General features: G+C 66.3%; 18 protein-coding genes and 2 tRNA genes. 11 read left to right on the forward strand and 9 right to left on the reverse strand.

Annotated elements, in window-relative coordinates:
• Positions 1-13: 13 nt before the first annotated feature.
• Positions 14-523, forward strand: a complete 510-nt coding sequence (locus NUW81_RS06455) for a hypothetical protein (RefSeq protein WP_245111643.1) — start codon at positions 14-16, stop codon at positions 521-523.
• An 18-nt stretch (positions 524-541) separates the two neighbouring features.
• Here the strand turns inward: NUW81_RS06455 and NUW81_RS06460 are convergent.
• Positions 542-616 (reverse strand) — tRNA-Thr (locus tag NUW81_RS06460).
• A 92-nt stretch (positions 617-708) separates the two neighbouring features.
• Between NUW81_RS06460 and NUW81_RS06465 the strand changes: the two genes are divergently transcribed.
• The gene (locus NUW81_RS06465; RefSeq protein WP_245111645.1) at positions 709-849 is read left to right on the forward strand and encodes a hypothetical protein; all 141 of its coding nucleotides are present in this window, start codon (positions 709-711) and stop codon (positions 847-849) included.
• Positions 850-860: 11 nt separating this feature from the next.
• On the opposite strand, the gene NUW81_RS06470 is transcribed toward NUW81_RS06465, so the two are convergent.
• Positions 861-2,651, reverse strand: a complete 1,791-nt coding sequence (locus NUW81_RS06470; RefSeq protein WP_245111647.1) for an aminopeptidase P family protein — start codon at positions 2,649-2,651, stop codon at positions 861-863.
• A gap of 186 nt (positions 2,652-2,837) precedes the next feature.
• On the opposite strand from NUW81_RS06470, the gene NUW81_RS06475 reads away from it, so the two are divergent.
• Genes NUW81_RS06475 through NUW81_RS06495 form a run of 5 tightly spaced genes read left to right on the forward strand, consistent with a single transcriptional unit; the run spans position 2,838 to position 8,227 of the window.
• Positions 2,838-4,919, forward strand: coding sequence for a S9 family peptidase (locus NUW81_RS06475; protein WP_245113717.1), 2,082 nt, complete (start codon positions 2,838-2,840; stop codon positions 4,917-4,919).
• Positions 4,916-6,337 carry a M1 aminopeptidase family protein gene (locus NUW81_RS06480; RefSeq protein ID WP_245111650.1) on the forward strand — a complete coding sequence of 474 codons (1,422 nt, stop codon included), beginning with the start codon at positions 4,916-4,918 and terminating at the stop codon, positions 6,335-6,337. The genes NUW81_RS06475 and NUW81_RS06480 overlap by 4 nt, the downstream gene beginning before the upstream one ends.
• On the forward strand, positions 6,334-6,738 hold the full coding sequence (locus NUW81_RS06485) for an acyl-CoA thioesterase (protein WP_245111652.1): 405 nt from the start codon (positions 6,334-6,336) through the stop codon (positions 6,736-6,738). Before NUW81_RS06480 ends, NUW81_RS06485 begins: the two co-directional genes overlap by 4 nt.
• Before the next feature lie 32 nt (positions 6,739-6,770).
• Entirely contained in the window at positions 6,771-7,412 is a 642-nt protein-coding gene (gene maiA / locus NUW81_RS06490) for a maleylacetoacetate isomerase (protein WP_245111655.1), read from the forward strand.
• Between the two features lie 26 nt (positions 7,413-7,438).
• Positions 7,439-8,227, forward strand: a complete 789-nt coding sequence (locus NUW81_RS06495) for a class II aldolase/adducin family protein (RefSeq protein ID WP_245113719.1) — start codon at positions 7,439-7,441, stop codon at positions 8,225-8,227.
• Positions 8,228-8,231: 4 nt separating this feature from the next.
• On the opposite strand, the gene NUW81_RS06500 is transcribed toward NUW81_RS06495, so the two are convergent.
• A complete protein-coding gene (locus tag NUW81_RS06500; RefSeq protein WP_245111658.1) occupies positions 8,232-8,954 on the reverse strand; it encodes a hypothetical protein in 723 nt (240 codons plus the stop codon).
• A gap of 57 nt (positions 8,955-9,011) precedes the next feature.
• On the opposite strand from NUW81_RS06500, the gene NUW81_RS06505 reads away from it, so the two are divergent.
• The gene (locus NUW81_RS06505) at positions 9,012-9,707 is read left to right on the forward strand and encodes a type 1 glutamine amidotransferase domain-containing protein (RefSeq protein WP_245111661.1); all 696 of its coding nucleotides are present in this window, start codon (positions 9,012-9,014) and stop codon (positions 9,705-9,707) included.
• A gap of 175 nt (positions 9,708-9,882) precedes the next feature.
• Entirely contained in the window at positions 9,883-10,668 is a 786-nt protein-coding gene (locus NUW81_RS06510) for a YbaY family lipoprotein (RefSeq protein ID WP_245111664.1), read from the forward strand.
• Between the two features lie 49 nt (positions 10,669-10,717).
• Here NUW81_RS06510 and NUW81_RS06515 read toward each other — a convergent pair.
• The 3 genes from NUW81_RS06515 to NUW81_RS06525 all read right to left on the reverse strand — a co-directional run bounded on the left by NUW81_RS06515 (position 10,718) and on the right by NUW81_RS06525 (position 12,562).
• Positions 10,718-10,794, reverse strand: a tRNA-Pro gene (locus tag NUW81_RS06515).
• Positions 10,795-10,874: 80 nt separating this feature from the next.
• The gene (locus NUW81_RS06520) at positions 10,875-12,185 is read right to left on the reverse strand and encodes an FAD-dependent oxidoreductase (protein WP_245111666.1); all 1,311 of its coding nucleotides are present in this window, start codon (positions 12,183-12,185) and stop codon (positions 10,875-10,877) included.
• 53 nt (positions 12,186-12,238) lie between these two features.
• Entirely contained in the window at positions 12,239-12,562 is a 324-nt protein-coding gene (locus NUW81_RS06525) for a polyhydroxyalkanoic acid system family protein (protein WP_245111669.1), read from the reverse strand.
• Positions 12,563-12,629: 67 nt separating this feature from the next.
• Here NUW81_RS06525 and NUW81_RS06530 point away from each other — a divergent pair, with 67 nt between their 5' ends.
• Together NUW81_RS06530 and clpB are read left to right on the forward strand one after the other, a co-directional pair.
• Positions 12,630-13,289, forward strand: coding sequence for a D-Ala-D-Ala carboxypeptidase family metallohydrolase (locus NUW81_RS06530; RefSeq protein WP_245111671.1), 660 nt, complete (start codon positions 12,630-12,632; stop codon positions 13,287-13,289).
• Positions 13,290-13,396: 107 nt separating this feature from the next.
• Entirely contained in the window at positions 13,397-15,973 is a 2,577-nt protein-coding gene (gene clpB / locus NUW81_RS06535) for an ATP-dependent chaperone ClpB (RefSeq protein WP_245111673.1), read from the forward strand.
• Positions 15,974-16,064: 91 nt separating this feature from the next.
• Here clpB and NUW81_RS06540 read toward each other — a convergent pair whose 3' ends face one another.
• From NUW81_RS06540 to NUW81_RS06550, 3 genes are all read right to left on the reverse strand, one after another.
• Positions 16,065-16,352, reverse strand: coding sequence for a hypothetical protein (locus NUW81_RS06540; RefSeq protein ID WP_245111676.1), 288 nt, complete (start codon positions 16,350-16,352; stop codon positions 16,065-16,067).
• A 32-nt stretch (positions 16,353-16,384) separates the two neighbouring features.
• The gene (locus NUW81_RS06545) at positions 16,385-16,687 is read right to left on the reverse strand and encodes a hypothetical protein (RefSeq protein WP_245111679.1); all 303 of its coding nucleotides are present in this window, start codon (positions 16,685-16,687) and stop codon (positions 16,385-16,387) included.
• Positions 16,688-16,769: 82 nt separating this feature from the next.
• The gene (locus NUW81_RS06550) at positions 16,770-17,060 is read right to left on the reverse strand and encodes a hypothetical protein (protein WP_245111681.1); all 291 of its coding nucleotides are present in this window, start codon (positions 17,058-17,060) and stop codon (positions 16,770-16,772) included.
• Positions 17,061-17,182 lie beyond the last annotated feature (122 nt).

Raw genomic sequence — 17,182 nt, forward strand, 5'->3', positions numbered from 1 at the left:
AGGGGGAAAACCCATGCCGACCAAGACCACCACGCTCGCCTGGAGCGCTTTCACCTTTTTCCTGATCCTCGGGGTCGGGGCCTGGTATGCGATCGGCGCGACCTATCGCGATGCCGAGGCGACCCAGCTCCTCGAAACGCTGTCCGACACGGGCCTTTATCTCGGCTCGGCGGGCGCGGGCGCCTCGGCAACGATCCTCGCGCTGATGCTCACCCTGCTCGGCTTCGTGCGCAAGATCGACGTCGACTTCGACCAGGTCGTCAACGGCCATATCGACCGCATCTCGAAATTCGCCACCGCCTCGCTGATGCTGTCGCTCCTGCTCCTCCTGCTGCTCGCTTTTCCGATCGGCGACTTCCAGCAGATGCCGCAAAGCTGGTTCGGCGTGCTGTTCCACCTCGTCTTCGCGGCGATGACGCTGGTGATCGCCTTCATCGCGCTTACGGTGGCCACACTCTACGCGACCGTGCAGGCCGTCATCGGCGGGGTCGCGGACGCCGTCGAGGACGAGCAGGAAGACTGAATGTCGGCGGAAAACCGCTGGTGCTGCCGGAGAGATTTGAACTCTCGACCTCTCCCTTACCAAGGGAGTGCTCTACCCCTGAGCTACGGCAGCATCTCTAGCGGGAACGGCGCGCCCTATCGCCAAAGCATGGCGACCTGTCAAGCATCTTGGCGAGCGCTTCGTGCTGTTTTAACGAGCCCCCCATGACGACCGAGAAGGACGAGAAGGCAAAACGCCTCGCCGAAGCGCTCCGCGCCAACCTGCGCCGCCGCAAGGGACAGGGCAAGGAGATGGCGAAAGAGCGCTCCGGCGAATCGAAAAAGCCGGACGAATCAGGCGCCTAAGGCCGCTGGCGCTAGAGCGGCTTGCACTGGGCCTCGAGCCACTCCTTGTCCTCGCCCGTGAGCTGCGAGCCGATCTTCTCCATCACCTGCGCGTGATAGTCGTCGACCCACCGACGCTCCTCGGGGGTCAGCATCTCCTTGTCGATGAGGCGCCGGTCGAGCGGCGCGAAGGTCAGCGTCTCGAACCCGAGCACGCGGCGGCCCTCCACCTCATGCGCGACGACGAGCACGAGATTCTCGATCCGCATGCCGTACTCGCCTTCCTTGTAGAAGCCGGGCTCGTTCGACAGGATCATGCCCTCGCGCAGCGGCTCGTCGGCGCCCGCATAGGCACCGCCCGGCGGCGAGATGCGCTGCGGCCCCTCGTGCACCGCGAGGAAGGCGCCGACGCCGTGCCCGGTGCCATGGGCGAAGTCCTCGCCGATCTCCCACAGATATTGCCGCGCGAAGCTGTCGAGGCGCCCGCCCGAAATACCTTCGGGGAAGCGCGCGCGGGCGATGGCGATATGGCCCTTGAGGACGCGGGTGTAGCGGTCGATCATCTCGTCCGTGGGCGTCCCGACGATCACCGTGCGGGTGATGTCGGTGGTGCCGTCGAGATACTGCCCGCCCGAATCGACGAGGTAGATCTGGTTGTTCTCGAGCTTGGCGTTCGACTTTTCATCGACGCGATAGTGCGGCAGCGCGCCATTGGCGCCCGCGCCCGAGATGGTGTCGAAGCTGATGTCCTTCAGCTCGCCCGTCTCCTCGCGCAGCGCATAGAGCTTGGCCGCGACCGACAATTCGTCCTGCCCGCCCTTGGGAGCTTCCTCCTCGAGCCACTTGAGGAACCTGGAGATGACGACACCGTCGCGCTCCTGCGCGGCGCGGTGGCCCGCGATCTCGGCCTCGTTCTTGATCGCCTTGGGCAGCACCGCGGGATCACGCCGCGCGATGACCTTCGCCCCGCCCCGCTCGAGCGCCATCTCGATCGCGGCCACCGAGCGTTCGGGATCCACCGCGACGGCCTTGCCCGAATAGCTGCCTTCGAGATGCGCCTCGAAGTCCGAGCGCTCGTGGATGCGCACCTCCTCGCCGAGGTGGTTGCGAAGCTCGCCATCGACCTTGTCGCCGTCGAGGAACAGGTCGGCCGTGCCGTCGGCCTGCACGACGAGAAAGGCGAGCGCGACCGGCGTGTGGGTCACGTCCTTGCCGCGCACGTTCAATGCCCATGCGATCGAATCGAGCGCGGCGATCACCGCCGCATCGGCTTCCTCTTCCTTGAGCCAGGCGGCGATATCGGCGCGCTTGGCAGCCGAGGACTTGCCGGCGAGGTTCTGCGAATAGGGTTCGAGCTTGGCCTTCGACGGCGCGGGCTGGTCGATCCACACCTTGTCGATGGGATTGCGCTCGACCGCGACCAGCTCGGCGCCCTTGTCGGCGAGCGCCTTGGTCGCCGCCTTCACCCAGGCGCGGGTGTGGAGCCACGGGTCGAAACCGATGCGCCCGCCCGACGGCGCCTTCTTCGACAGCCACTGGGCGATGCTCGTCTGCGGCACGTCCTCGTAGCTGAAGAGCTCGCCGTCGACCTGGTTGCGCACCTGGATGGTGTAGCGCCCGTCGGTGAAGATGGCGGCTTCCTCGGGCAGCACCGCGGCGGCGCCCGCCGAACCGTCGAAGCCGGTCAGCCACGCCAGCCGCTGGGCGTAGCTGCCGACATATTCGGACATATGTTCATCGGTAAGCGGGACGACGAAGCCGTCGAGCGCATCGTCCTTCAGCTGGGTGCGCAGGGCTTCGAGGCGGTCGGCGTGGGTGGACATTCATTCTCCTCTGCCCGTCTGTTGGGCGAAATTCTCTGTTGCTTGGTCTCCTATAGCACCTAGTGTCGCGACAACGAATGTGAAGGAGCATCATCGATGAAGCGTCGCCTCCTCGCGGCAGGCATTGCCCTCGCCGCGCTCAACGCCCCCGCCATTGCCCAGCCTACCCCTGCCCAGAAGGACAGCATGACCGACATGCCAAAGCCCCCCGTCGCCGAACAGCGCGACTACAGTTTCACCCGTCACGGCATCACCGTCGAGGACCCTTATGCGTGGCTGCGCGACGAGGGCTATCCGGTCGTCGATGACGAGGATGTGCTCGCCTATCTCAACGAAGAGAATGCCTATTTCGAGGCGTGGAAGAAGCCGCGCGAGGAAGAGATCGAGGCATTGTTCGAGGAGATGAAGGCGCGCATCAAGGAGGACGACAAGGGCGTCCCGGTGAAGAATGGCGACTATGTCTACTGGTCCGAATTCGCGCCGGGCACGCAATATCGCCTGTGGTATCGCAAGAAGGCCGACGGCACCGCCAGCGACGTCACGCCCGACAATGGCACCCTCATCTATGACGAGAACAAGGAAGCCGAGGGCCACGAATATTTCCGCCTCGGCGGCTATGAGGTCAGCCCCGATGCGACCAAGGCGATCGTGCTGACCGACCGCAACGGCTCGGAGCGCTACACCATCGAGGTCATCGACATCGCCAGCGGTGAGGTGCTCGAGACGGTCAGCGATACCGCGCTCGGCAGCCCCGAATGGGACAAGGCGGGCACCGGCTTCTTCTACACCGTCGCCAACGAGAATTGGCGCACCTACGAGGCCTTCTATCACCCGCTCGGCGCCGATCCCGACAAGGATCGCCTCGTCTTCGAGGAAACCGAGAACCAGGCCTTCACGGTGAGCCTCGGCAAGTCGACCGACGAGAATTACATCTTCCTGTCGACGGGCGAGAACAGCTCGAACGAATATTATTTCATTCCCGCCGACCAGCCCGAGGCCAAGCCGCAGCTGATCATGCGCCGCCGTCCCGACATCCAATATTCGGTCGATGCGAGCCACGGGAAATTCTGGATCGTCACCAATGACAATCACGTCAATTTCCGCCTTGCGCAGGCCGATCCCGCCGATGCGCAGAAATGGCATACGGTGATCCCGGGGTCGGATACCTTCTATCTCGAGGATATCGACGCGCACCGCGACCACCTGCTCGTCTCGGGCCGCCTCGACGGCTTGGACCAGCTGTACCTGCGCGACTATGACAGCGGCGAGATGACCCGCATTCCCTTTGAGGAAGCAGCCTATACCGCGGGCTTCGCCGGCATGGCCGACTATGCGCCCGACCAGTATCGCATCGGCTACAGCTCGATGGTCACGCCCAATACGGTCTACGACTACGACCCCGACACGCAGCAGTTCACCACCCTCAAGGTGCAGGAAATCCCCTCGGGCTATGATCCCGAGAAATATACCGTCGACCGCCTGATGGTGGACGCGCGCGACGGCGCCAAGGTGCCGGTCTCGATCGTCCGCCGGAAGGACCATGAGCTCGACGGCTCGGGGCGCCTCTTCATCTATGGTTATGGCGCCTATGGCAGCGCCATCCCGCCCTATTTCTCGACCGCGCGCCTGAGCCTCGTCGATCGCGGCTATGCCTATGCCATCGCCCACATCCGCGGCGGCGACGACCTCGGCTACCAGTGGTTCCTCGACGGCAAGCTCAAGAAGCGCACCAACACCTTCAACGACTTCGTCGACGTCACCCGCGGCCTCATCGAGGCGGGCTATGCCAAGGAAGGCATGGTCGCCGCGCAGGGCGGCTCGGCGGGCGGCGAGCTGATGGGCGCGATCGTCAACCAAGCGCCCGAGCTTTACGGCGCGATCGTCGCCGACGTGCCCTTCGTCGATGTCTTGAACACCATGCTCGACGACACGCTGCCGCTCACCCCGGGCGAGTGGAACGAATGGGGCAATCCCATCACCGATCCCGAGGCGTTCGAATATATCCTGTCCTACAGCCCCTATGACAATGTGAAGGCGCAGGACTATCCGCCCATGCTCATCACTGGCGGCCTCAACGATCCGCGCGTGACCTACTGGGAGCCCGCCAAATGGGCCGCCCGCCTGCGCGCCACCAAGACCGACGACAACCCGCTGTTCCTCAAGATCAACATGGGCGCGGGTCATGGCGGCAAGTCGGGGCGTTGGAACTCGCTTTACGAGACCGCCGAGGCCTATAGCTTCGTGCTCGACCAGGTCGGCGCGGAGTGAAGTTCGCGCTCGGCCTCGCGCTGAGCCTCCTCATGGGGGCGGCCGCCTGTTCGGCCGCCCCCAGTGATTATGAACGCGCCCGCGCCGGCACGCCGGTGATGGAAGCCACCGTCGCCGTCGCCGAAGAGGTCGCCGGTGCGCCCGGGCGCTACGACCTCACCCTGAAACTGCGCGACGAGGCGCCGGTGTGGATCTTCCTGCGCTCGGGCCTCGCGCGGGACGACCGTACGAGCTGGCGCGCGCAAAGCTGGAAGGTGATCACCGACGGGGTCGAGCTGGTCCGCATCGGCCATCATGAAGCACTCGTCGCCTCCGACGGGGGCTACCTGCCTCCGACGGTCGAGATCGCCTTCACCCCCTACGAGCGCATGCTCGAGGCGGACTACCAGCCGGCGGTCCCTCTGGGCGAGGCCACCGCGCTCTTCTCCGACCATTTCACCCTTCGCCCCGCCGCCTCGGTCGCCGCCGTGCAGTCGCTTGGCGCCGACTGGACGATGCTGCCCGACTATGCCGGCGGCCACCCGCTGGTGCGCTTTCGCGAAGGCTTCCATCATGGCAGCGACGAGGGGCCATTCGCGCTCGAGGCGCCCGCCTATGTCGTTCATGGCGAGGTGCCCTCGACCGGCAACCGCGCCATCGCCATGCGCGTCCATCCGGGCGTGCCCGACTGGCTGACAACCCAGCTCGAGACCGAAATCCCCGCCATCCTCGGCTATTATGCCGACCGCCTCGGCCCCCACGACAACGGCCGCCCCGACCTGTTCGTCACCTGGGCCGGCCCCACGCAGGGCACCGTCAGCCTCGGCGGCAGCGTGATCGACAGCCAGATCGTGATGCGGCTCGAGGGCGAGGGCCTCGCCGTTCCAAGCACGATCGCCGGCCGGCAGGCGCGCCAGTTCATCGCCCATGAGGCCGCCCATTTCTGGCTCGGCAACCTCGTCGACTATGGCCGTCCCGGCGATGCCTGGACCAGCGAGGGCGGCGCCGACCTCCTCGCGCTGCGCGCTACGCAGGCGGTCGATGCCGCCGAGGGCGCGGCGCTCGAGGCGCGCACGCTGCGCTCGAGCTGGCGCGAATGCCTCCGCCTCGGTGCCGGCGGCCCGCTCGCCAGCGCGCCCGAGCGCGGGGCGGGGCAGGCCTTCTACGGTTGCGGCTTCCTGTTCGGGCTCGTCGCCGAAAAGGCCGCGCGCGATGCCGGCGGCGACTTCTTCAGTTTCTGGTCGGGGCTGATCGACCGCCACGGCGGCGACGGCACGGTGAGCGCCGAGGAATGGCTGCGCCACTATGTCGACATCGGCGGCAACCAGCTCGCCGCAGCGCGCATGCGCGGGCTTGCCTTCAACCGCGCCACCGACGCCGAGCAGCTCGAGACGCTGTTCGCCGCCGCTGGCCTCACCCCGCCGGAGTTCCAGCCATGAGCAGGCCAGAATTCACCATGGAACTGACCGCGCAGCGCGCCGACATCGACGAGCTCGGGCACGTCAACAATGCGGTCTGGGTGCAGTGGATCCAGAAGGTCGCCATCGCCCATTGGGACGCCGCCGCGCCTGACGAGCTCAAGGACGAGGTCTTCTGGGTCGTGACCCGCCACGAAATCGACTATCTGCGCGCGCTCGAGGAAGGCGAAACCGTCACCGCGCGCACCTGGATCGATCCTGAAGCCAAAGGCGCGCGCTCGGTCCGCCATATGGAGTTCGAGAAAGACGGCAAGGTGCATGTTCGCGCCGCCACGCAGTGGGCGATGATCGACAAGGCAAGCGCCCGGCCCGCCCGTGTCCGCGCCCGCCACCTCGCGCCTTTCACCGGCACGGGTGATTGACGCGGCATTAGGGAAAGCGCAGTCTCCCGCCAATGACGCGACCCATCCTCCACGATTATTATCGCAGCTCGGCCAGTTACCGGGTCCGTATCGGCCTCAACCTCAAGGGGATCGATTACCATTCGGAGAAGGTCGATCTCGTCTCGGGAGCGCAGAAGGACGAGGCCTACAAGGCAAAGAACCCGCAAGGCTTCGTGCCGATGCTGGAGATCGACGGCCACCGCCTGACGCAGAGCCTCGCCATCCTCGACTATCTCGACGCCACCCGGCCAGAGCCGCCCTTCGTGCCCGACAATCCCGCCGATCGCGCCCATGTGCTCGCGCTGGCCACGCTGGTCGCCTGCGACATCCATCCGCTCAACAATTTGCGCATCCTCAAATATCTCAAGCAGGAGCTGCGCTGCGAGGAGGCCGCGAAGGACGAATGGTATCGCCACTGGGTGCGCGAGGGGTTCGATGCGCTCGAGAAACTCGCCGCACCGCGTGCCGGTGCCTTCCTGTTCGGCGACCAGCCGACGCTGGCCGACATCTGCCTCGTGCCCCAGCTCTACAATGCGCGCCGCTTCTCGGTGCCGATCAACGATTATCCGCATCTCCGGCGGGCCGACGAGAGCGCGAGCGCGCATCCGGCATTTGCCGACGCCCATCCCGACAAGCAGGAAGATCATCCATGAACCGCGCCGACAAGCTCACCGAGGCCATGAAGGGCGCGGTGCCGATCGACAGCACCGACATCCCGAGCCTGAAGGGCAAGGTGTCGGAAGAAGAATGGCAAGCCCGCGTCGAACTCGCCGCTGCCTATCGCCTCGTCCACCATTTCGGCTGGGACGACCTCATCTTCACCCACCTGTCGGCGCGCGTGCCGGGGCCCGAGCATCATTTCCTGCTCAATCCCTACAACCTCATGTTCGACGAGGTCACCGCCTCCTCGCTGGTCAAGGTCGACCAGAACGGCCATGCGGTTGACGACACCCCCTTCATGACCAACCCCGCGGGCTTCACCATCCATTCGGCGCTGCACATGAACCGCGAGGACGCGCATGCGGTGATGCACCTCCACACGCCCCACGGGCAGGCGGTGAGCGCGCATGAGGACGGGCTCCTGCCGCTGACCCAGACAGCCATGCTGGTGCTCGGCGATCTCGCCTTCCATGACTATGAAGGTGTCGCCGTCGACCTCGACGAGCGCGAACGGCTCGTCGAACATCTCGGCGACAAGTCGATGATGATCCTCCGCAACCACGGCACGCTGGCGACCGGCGGGTCGGTCGGAGAATGTTTCATCCGGCTCTATTATCTCGAGCGCGCCTGCGAGGCGCAGGTGCTGGCGCTCTCGGCCGGCCCCGGCAAGCTCAACATGCCCCCGCAGGGCGCTCCCGAGATCACCGCGCAGCAGGGCGGCGCGGGGCTTCCGATCGTCGCCAAGATGCTCGCCTGGCCCGCGCTGATGCGCAAGGCCTATCGCCTCGACCCGAGCTTCGCGACCTAGGGCGCTAGAGCCCCTCGTCCATCCGGATCCACAGCGCGCGCGCCATCGCGATGGCGTGGCCCGACTCATCGTGGATCACGCTGCCCGAATGGAGCTTGCGCCCGTCGGCCTCGAGCGACCAGCCGGTGACGGTGAGCGCTTCGCCGGGTGCGGGGCGCCGCTGGACCTGCGCTGCGATCCCCGCCAGCAGGGCCGGCGTGTCGACCAGCCCCGTGGCGAAATAGGAGGGACAGTCGAGCGCTGCCCAGACATAGCGCGTTGCCACCAGCCCGTTGGCACCGCCAAGGTCGCCGCGCGGCACCCAGCGGTCGGCGGCCAGTCCGCTCGCCGCATCATGGCCGGTGATGAGGTGCAGCGCCTCTTCGGGATCGCGCAGCGGGCCGCACACGAAGCAACGCGGTGCCATATGCTGTTCGGCTGTCGGGAAATGCGCCTTGGCCCGTGCGATCGCCTCGTCTCCCGGCGGTGACGGCATCGGATCGAGATCGAGCGGTTTGCCCAGCGCCTCTGCCTCCACCAGGAGCCTGTCGCCGTCCATCAACCGCGCACCGGACGCATCGCGCACCAGCTGTAAGGCGCGATCGAGCGGGGTCGGCGCATGGAGCCGGACCTTCGCCGCCGGGCCGCCAACCGCTTCGGCGACGACCCCCGAGACATAGCCGCCATTGCCCATCCCGTCGGGTCCGCGGAACCGGCTGTCGATGATGATCGGATCGCTCGCTGTCATGGGCGCGTTGTAGGAGGGAAGACGCGCGCCGTCACCCTCATCACAGGAGCGAACATCATGAATATCCTCATCGTCCTCACCAGCCATGACGAACTTGGCGACACCGGCGAGAAGACCGGTTTCTGGCTCGAGGAGCTGGCCGCGCCTTACTATGTCCTCAAGGACGCGGGCCACCGCCTCACCCTTGCCAGCCCCAAGGGCGGCCAGCCCCCGCTCGACCCCAAGTCTGACAGCGAGGACAGCCAGACCGAGGACACCAAGCGCTTCAAGGCCGACCCCGAGGCGCAACAGAAGCTGGCCACCACCAAGCTCCTCTCCGACATCGACCCCGGCGACTATGACGCGGTCTTCTATCCCGGCGGCCACGGCCCGCTGTGGGACCTTGCCGAGAGCGAGACCTCGAAGAAGATCATCGAGACGACGTTGCGCTCGGGCAAGCCGGTCGCGCTCGTCTGTCACGCTCCCGCCGTCCTCAAGATCGTCGAGAGTGAAGACGGCAAGCCGATCGTGGAGGGCCGCAAGGTCACCGGCTTCACCAACGAGGAAGAGGAACAGGTCGGCCTCACCGATGTCGTCCCCTATCTCCTCGAGGACGTGCTCAAGCGGCAGGGCGCCGAATGGAGCGAGGGCGGCGTGTTCGCCGAACATGTGGTCGCCGACGGCCTCCTCATCACCGGCCAGAACCCGCCTTCCTCGGGTCCCACCGCGCAGGCGCTGTGCAAGGCACTCGCGGCCAAGGAGGAATATGCCTGATCAGCGATAAAATCGCTGGATTCCGCGATGAACGGGGCCGGTTCGCCGGCCCCGCTTCTTCAACTCGAAACTAACATATGTTAGTTCATGTGCTGCGCTGCCGGGGGTGGAGAGACAGCGACGGCCCCGGCGCCATGTCCGGTCCGGGGGCGTGCAATGTCAGGAGTGCCGCCCCATGAGCCGCCATATGACGTTCGATCCCGCTTATGCCTTCGCCATCGCGGCGTTCCTTCCGCTCGCCGCCTGCGCCACCGACGATTACGACACTGCCGCCGAGACCTACACGATCGAAGGCGAGATGACCTATCGCGAGCGCATCGCGCTGCCCCCCGGCGCCTATTATCGCGCCACCCTGCTCGACGTTTCGCGCGCCGATGCGCCCGCCGACGTGATCGCCTCCGAGGTGCGCCGCGTCGACGAGGGCGAATCGGTCCCGCTCGACTTCTCGATCGAGGCCGACAGCGACCGCTTCATCGCCAATCACCGCTACAGCGTGCGCGCCATGATCTACAATGTGAACAACGAGTTGTTGTGGACCAGCGATACCAACCACCCTTACGATCCCGCGCCGGGCGCGACCGACATCGGCACCATCATGCTGGTGCGCACCGGCGGCCAGCAGGGCGCGACCGGCCTGTCGGGCACGTGGGAGGTCTATGCCATCAACGGCACGGCCATCACCTCCGAGAACAAGCCGAGCATCACGTGGAACGACGGGCAGGTTTCGGGCTCGACCGGCTGCAACCAGTTCACGGGCTCGTTCCAGCAATATGGCGACCGCGTGCAGATCGGCGACAATGTGGCGATGACGCAGCGCGCCTGCGTGCCGCCCTATGACGCCATGGAGCAGCAGTTCATCGGCACTTTCAACGATCTCGCGGGCTTCCGCTTCAATGGCGAAGGAATGGTGACCTTCATCGCCTCGAACGGCGGAACGCTGACGGCGCGCCCCGCCCAATAGGGCGCGGCCGCCCGCGGCGGGGCGATCCGGTAACGGTGCTGTGAGAAAATGGTCGGGGAGAGAGGATTCGAACCTCCGGCCCCTGCCTCCCGAAGACAGTGCTCTACCAGGCTGAGCTACTCCCCGACTGACGCTCGATATCCCGAACGGAGGGGCAAGGACGAAGCGCTCCCTAGCTTCCCCTTGGGGGTGATGCAAGCGGCATCTTACTTGTGACCGAGCAGGCGCAGCATTTCGCTGGTCGAGACCATCTTTTCGCGCGGGCTGCCGGCGCGCGCGGCGGCCTCTTCCGCCGCCTCGATCTTGCGCCAGTCATCGAAGCAGGTCGCCAGCACATCGCGCGAATCGAGCAGGGCATCGAGCCCCTCGCCGCCCGCCTTGCCGCCGTCCGAGCCGGCCGGCATCGCCGCCTCGATCTGCCCCGCGACCTCATAGCCGTCTGGCCGGTTGGTACCGATCGTCCCCGTCGGACCGCGCCGCGCCCAGCCGACCGCATAGAGCCCGTCCCCGATGACCCCGTCCTCATTGGCGAAACGCCCGCCGCGATGATCGTAGGGCACCCCCTCGATCGGCGGCGATGAATAGCCGATGCAGCTGATGACGAGGCTGGCGGACAGGACATATTCCTCGCCTGTGCCCCGCGCCCGCCCGTCGGGGTCGAGCCGCGTGCGCTCGACGATAACCCGTTCCACGCGCCCCTCGCCCTCGATCCGCACGGGCCGTGCGAAAAAGTCGAAGCGGATCGCCTTGTCCTTGTCGCAGTCCTCCGCCGCATAGCCGCGCAGCAGCGCGACCGACTTGGCGAGCCCGCGATCCTCGAGGTCGTCATCGGCGCTCTGCGGCGGAAAATCCGCCTCGTCCACCACCGGACAGGCGATCTCCAGCTGGCCGAGCTCGGAAAGTTCCTTGGGTGTCATCGCGATCTGGTGCGGCCCGCGGCGGGCGAGGATGGTGATGTCGGCGACGCGGCTGCGCTCCAGCGCCTCATAGGCATGGGCGACGATGTCCGACCCTTCGAGTTCGCCCAGCGTCTTCGACAGGATACGCGCGACGTCGAGCGCCACATTGCCCGCGCCGATCACCACCGCGTGCGTGCCATCCAATGGCGGCTCGTGGGTGGCATGGTCGGGATGGCCGTTATACCAACCGACGAAGGCGGCCGAGCCCATCACCCCGGGCAGGTCCTCGCCCTCCAGCCCAAGCTGGCGGTCGTTGGGCGCGCCGGTCGCCATCACCACCGCATCATAGAGCTGGCGCAGTTCGGCGACGGTCACCGCATCGCCGATCGACACATTGCCGAGGAAGCGCACATTGTCGGCCTCGGCGACCTTGTCGTAGCGGATCGCGACCTTCTTGATCGACTGGTGGTCGGGCGCCACGCCGAAGCGGATGAGACCGTAGGGGACAGGCAGCCGGTCGATGATGTCGATGCGGGCGCTGTCGCCATAGGCCTTGGCGAGTGCCTCGGCGGTATAGAAACCCGCCGGTCCCGAACCCACGATCGCGAAGTGACGCATGGCCCTGCCTCCCTGTTTTCCAGGAACGACCATAGCAGCCGTGCGAGCGCGCGCTAGTCGAGCGAGCGATCCTCGAGGAGGAGGTCCTGCCCGTGGGTCTTCATCGCGCTCTCGATCGCGCCCTTGAACATGCCGAGCATGCCCGGAAGGTCGATGGTGCAATGCACATTGGCGTCCTCGACGATGATCACCGCCTTAACCTCCTGCCCCATCGCGCCCACGGTGAGGTTGAGCGTGTCGCCCTCCCACGCCTCGTGGACCTCGGCCATCCCGCCCGGGATCGCATCCTTGAGGCGGTGGGTATTTCCGGCAATGCGCGCATGTGCCTCGGCTTTTCCGAGGCTGTGCGGCAAATCGACTTCCAACGGCGTGCTCATGGGCCTAGGCTGGAGTGATGCAGGACCCTTTGCAAGCCTTGTTCGTCGATAAGGCATGGTCACTCCGATGAGCCTTGTCACCGCGATGCTGCTCGCCATGGCGCCGGTCGCGCCCACGCTGCCCGACACGGCCGCCGACTATATCGAGCCGGGGCAGGACTTTGCGGGCTACAATGCGTGGCGCGCCAACAATCCCGCGCGGCAGGCCGAGATCGACGCCTATTTCTCCTATCTCGACACTTCTGGCGTCGGCGACGTGGTGCCCAAGTGGCAGCTCCTGCGCACCGCCAGTTCGTGGCGCGAATGCAACCAGCCGCCCTATGAAGTGCCGCCGCGCCAGAACTGGGACGGAATCGTCAACACGCTGCGCTATCTCGGCGAGGCGGTGAAGCCCGCGGTCGGCGAGATGGAAGTGCTCTCGGGCTATCGTAACCCTTACCTCAACAGCTGCGCGGGCGGCTCGGCGCGTTCGGTGCACCGCACCAACATCGCCTTGGACGTCGTCCCCCGCTATCCGTTCGACCGCAACGAGCTGATGAGCCGCCTGTGCACCATCCATGCGCGTTACGGGCGGCGCTACGACGCGGGCTTCGGCTTCTATGTCGGCATCCGCTTCCACGTCGATGCGTGGAAATATCGCATCTGGGGTGTCACCGAAGAGGAAGGCGGTCGCCAATGCGGCATCGCCCTCCAGCGCCGCGAGGCGGCGCGGATCGACCAGTTCTGACTGTGTTGGTCGAAAAATACAGTCGACCCCTTGTGTTGCAGCTTTGCAACATTACATTCGAGCCAAGAACAGACCTTTTCTCCGCTTTTTGTTGAGGGGCAAAACAGATGGATCTCGAAAAACTCACCGAACGCGCCCGCGGCTTCCTGCAGGCAGCCCAGACCATCGCGGCGCGCGAAAATCACCAGCGCATCACGCCCGCGCATCTCGTCAAGGCGCTGCTCGATGACGAGCAGGGCATGGCCGCGGGGCTCATCGCCAAGGCGGGCGGCGATGCCAGGCAGGCGCGCTCAAATGTGGACACGCTCGTCGCCAAGGAGCCGAGCGTCACCGGCGGCGGCGCAAGCCAGGCGCCGGGCGTCGACGGCAACACCATGCGCCTTCTCGACAAGGCACAGGAAGTCGCCGAAAAAGCGGGCGACAGCTATGTCACCGTCGAGCGCCTCCTCCTCGCCGCGACCCTCGGCTCGGACGATGTCGCCAAGGGCCTCAAGGACGCGGGCGTCACCGCGCAGGGGCTCAACAAGGCGATCGAGGACCTGCGCGGCGGGCGCACCGCCGATACGCAAAATGCCGAGGACCGCTATGACGCGCTGAAGAAATATGCCGTCGATCTCACCGAGAAGGCGCGTGCTGGCAAGCTCGACCCCGTCATCGGCCGCGACGAGGAAATCCGCCGCACCGTGCAGGTGCTGGCGCGCCGCACCAAGAACAACCCGGTGCTGATCGGCGAACCCGGCGTCGGCAAGACCGCCATCGCGGAAGGGCTGGCCCTTCGCATCGCCAACGGCGACGTCCCCGATGGCCTCAAGGACCGTACGCTCGTGTCGCTCGACATGGGCGCGCTCATCGCGGGTGCCAAATATCGCGGCGAATTCGAGGAGCGCCTCAAGGGCGTGATCGACGAGGTGAAGCAGTCCGACGGGCAGATCATCCTCTTCATCGACGAGATGCACCAGCTGGTGGGCGCGGGGAAGAGCGAGGGCGCGATGGACGCCGGCAACCTTTTGAAGCCCGCCCTGTCGCGCGGCGAACTGCATGTCATCGGTGCCACCACGCTCGATGAATATCGCCAATATGTCGAGAAGGACGCCGCGCTCGAACGCCGCTTCCAGCCGGTGATGATCGAGGAACCGACGGTGCCCGACACCATCTCGATCCTGCGCGGCCTCAAGGAGAAATACGAACTCCATCACGGCGTGCGCATCACCGATGCCGCGCTGGTGGCGGCCGCGACGCTGTCGAACCGCTACATCACCGACCGCTTCCTGCCCGACAAGGCGATCGACCTCATGGACGAGGCGGCGAGCCGGATCCGCATGGAGGTGGAATCGAAGCCCGAGGAAATCGAGAAGCTCGACCGCCGCATCATCCAATTGAAGATCGAGCGCGAGGCGCTGAAGAAGGAAAGCGACCAAGGCTCGAAGGACCGGCTCGAGAAGCTCGAGAAGGAGCTTGCCGACCTCGAGCAGGAATCGGCCGAACTGACCCAGCGCTGGCAGGCCGAGAAGGACAAGATCGACGCCGAGGGCGACCTCAAGGCCGAACTCGATCAGGCCCGCATCGAACTCGAACAGGCGCAGCGCGGCGGCGACCTCGCACGCGCGGGCGAGCTGCAATATGGCCGCATCCCCGAATTGGAGAAGAAGCTCGAGGCCGCCTCTGCCGCCACCGAGGGCGCGATGCTGCGCGAGGAAGTGACCGACGAGGACATCGCCTCCGTCGTCTCGCGCTGGACCGGCGTGCCCATCGAGAAAATGATGGAAGGCGAACGCGAGAAGCTCCTCCAGATGGAAGAGCTGCTGGGCAAGCGCGTCATCGGCCAGAGGGAAGCGGTCGACGCCGTCTCCAAGGCCGTGCGCCGCAGCCGCGCCGGGCTCCAGGACCCGGGCCGTCCGCTCGGCTCCTTCCTCTTCCTCGGCCCGACCGGCGTCGGCAAGACCGAGCTCACCAAGGCGCTTGCAGAATTCCTGTTCGACGATCCCACCGCCATGGTGCGCATCGACATGTCCGAGTTCATGGAGAAGCACAGCGTCGCCCGCCTCGTCGGCGCGCCTCCCGGCTATGTCGGCTACGAGGAAGGCGGCAAGCTCACCGAGGCGGTCCGCCGCCGCCCCTATCAGGTCGTCCTGTTCGACGAAGTGGAGAAGGCGCATTCGGACGTCTTCAATATCCTCCTGCAGGTGCTCGACGACGGCCGCCTGACCGACGGGCAGGGCCGCACGGTCGATTTCACCAACACGATCATCATCCTCACCTCCAACCTCGGCAGCCAGTATCTGGCGCAGCAGGATGAGGATGCCGACCCCAAGGTGGTCGAGGACCAGGTGATGGAAGTGGTGCGCGGCCATTTCCGCCCCGAATTCCTCAACCGCCTCGACGAGATCATTCTGTTCCACCGGCTCTCGCAGAGCCACATGGGGCCGATCGTCGATATCCAGCTCAAGCGCCTGCAGAAGCTGCTCGACGACAAGAAGATCGAGATCGATCTCACGCAGGCTGCCCGCGACTGGCTCGGCCGTGTCGGCTACGATCCCGTCTATGGCGCGCGTCCCTTGAAGCGCGCGGTGCAGAAATATCTGCAGGACCCGCTCGCCGACGAGATCCTCGCCGGGCGCGTGCGCGACGGCATGACCGTGAAGGTCGAGGAAGGCGACGGCCAGCTCGTCCTGACCCCCGCCTAGGGCGGCGGCAAGCGACCAACGAGAAAGGGGCGTCCACCATGCGGTGAGCGCCCCTTTTTTATCGTCTCGCCGGGCCGTGGCCCGCGCGGTCCTATTTGAAGTCGGTAGGCGTGCGGGTGGCCTCGCGCACCGAATCCTGCACGTCGCGTTCGATCAGGTCCCATTCCTGCTGGGTCTTGCAGATCTGGCGCTTGCCAAGGCGCGTGCCCGGGGGCGGCGGGAAGCGCTTGCAGACATAGGCATTGTCGCCGCGCGCCTCGGCCGTCTCCTCGGCGGCCTTGGCGGCGGCTTCCTCGCGGGCGCGCTGGTCGGCCGGCTGCACGGCGAGCGCGCCGCTCGGCACGGCGATGACGAGGCCTGCGATCAGGATCGACTTCATTCCACTTCCCCTTTGGACGCCGAGCGCCCCGCTTACTGGCCCGGTCCCTTGCTCTGCAGCGCCCGGCGGGCATTTTCCTGCGACGAGGTGCGCACGTCGCTGTCGATCTGGTCCCACTCCTGCTGCGTCTTGCAGATCTGGCGATCACGGCCGAGGCGGGTGCCCGTGGGCGGCGGGAATTTACGGCACACATAGGCATTGTCGCCGCGCGCATCGGCAGTGGCCTCGGCGGCCGCGGCGGCGGCCTCCTCGCGGGCCTGCTGCTCGGCCGGCGGTGCCGCCGTCACGGCGGCGCTCGCGCCGAGGATCAGCGCGGCGGTCAGAAAGGTCTTCATCGGTCTTGGCTCCCTCTAGTCCCGGCGACCGGCCGGGGTCTTCGGGGGGAGCCTAACGCGCGTCGCGGCGAAAAGCGAATCGCTAGTCCTGCAGCGCCTGGCGGGCGTTTTCCTGCATCGCCGTCTTGATCTGCTCCTCGATCGACTGCCACTCGGCAGCAGTCTTGCAGATCTGGCGGCCGCGGTTGAGGCGCGAGCCCGTGGCGGGCGCGATCCGCTTGCAGACATAGGCGTTGGCACCGCGATCCTCGGCGGTCGCCAGGGCGGCCGCGGCAGCGGCGTCTTCCTTGGCGCGCTGGACATCGCCCCGGTCCTGCTGCGGGCCACCCACCAGCATCGCGCCGGCGATCATCGATAGGGTCAGGATGGTCATGTCGCTTGCTCCTTACCGGCCCGCTCCCCTCATGGCGGCGGACACAGCATCATAGCGCAATGATGCCGGTCGACAAAGCAAGGCCTTGGCGATGAAGCCGGGGCAGCCATCGATGAAGGGGG

Source organism: Sphingomicrobium aestuariivivum (assembly GCF_024721585.1).
Taxonomy (GTDB): domain Bacteria; phylum Pseudomonadota; class Alphaproteobacteria; order Sphingomonadales; family Sphingomonadaceae; genus Sphingomicrobium; species Sphingomicrobium aestuariivivum.